The organism is Rubellimicrobium sp. CFH 75288 (genome assembly GCF_009904055.1).
Taxonomy (GTDB): Bacteria; Pseudomonadota; Alphaproteobacteria; order Rhodobacterales; family Rhodobacteraceae; genus Rubellimicrobium.
Genome location: NZ_WYDP01000054.1, coordinates 1 through 1,014 on the forward strand (window position 1 = coordinate 1; position 1,014 = coordinate 1,014).

Annotated in this window: 1 protein-coding gene; it reads left to right on the forward strand. The window is 61.9% G+C overall.

Annotation, left to right across the window (positions count from 1 at the left end):
* Nucleotides 1-784: 784 nt before the first annotated feature.
* Nucleotides 785-1,014, forward strand: a 230-nt coding sequence (locus GT358_RS16335) for a DUF2924 domain-containing protein (RefSeq protein WP_166583691.1), incomplete at its 3' end; no start/stop codon positions are given.

Here is a 1,014-nt window from a genome sequence, read left to right on the forward strand (position 1 = left end):
CGACGTTGTTCAGGCCGAACTATTTCTGGCAACCGACGGACCGTCCGGATTCTCGGGGTCGAACCTGTAGGGCGCGAGCCAGCTCAGCCTCTCGAAAGCCTTGCTCTTGAGGAACCCGGACAGCAGTTCCGGCTCGGCATCGTCGAATAGCCGAGAAAGATTGGGGCAAGTTCTGGCCGGGGCGCGTACCATGTAAATCTCCGGAAATGCTGATCTTGACTAGAGACCGCGATTGCGGGGCCGTGCCCGGCGCTTGACACCGCGATGTCGCCTCAGGGGACTGAGGTGACTATCACCGCCCTCCTGGGCCGAGAGGATCGCTGGGGCAAGATTCACGCGCGCAACCTCGATCAGCGCCAGGACAAGGGCTCTGATCGGAGTTGCTTTGCGCGCCATGATCTTACCTCGACATACTACTGCTCTCGATTGATTCAACTTCCGATAATCATGGACAAATCCGTGATCGGCAAGCCCTGATGTTCTCTCCCTGTTCGCATTTCCGCATCCCGTTCCTTTGAGATGTCCCATCCCGGGCGGGCCGGTGGCTTTTGTTTGGTATCCACCACCGAACACGGCCACGAGACATGAAACGTCCCAATCCGCTCCCACCTGACCATATGCCCGCCGCAGAGCGCCGCACCGAGCTGTGCGGCCTGCTGGCGCTCGGGCTGGTTCGGCTGCGGATGCGTGAGACGGGCGAAGTATCTGAGAATGCTGGAGAACGTTGCCTACACTATCCGCCAGACCAATGCCGTCATGCAAATCCAACTCACCGGAGAATTGCATGAACAAGCCCGATCCCATTCCCGCGCGCCTGGCCGCGCTCAAGACCACGCCGACGCCGGAGCTGAAGGCGCAGTGGCGCGACCTGTTCGACAGCGAGCCGCCGCCCTTCAACCGCCGCTACCTGGAGAGCCGCCTCGCCTACCGCATCCAGGAGCTGGCCTATGGCGGGCTGAAGCCGGAGACGATCCGGCGGCTGGAACGGCTCGGCGAGGAACTGGACGGCGGGGA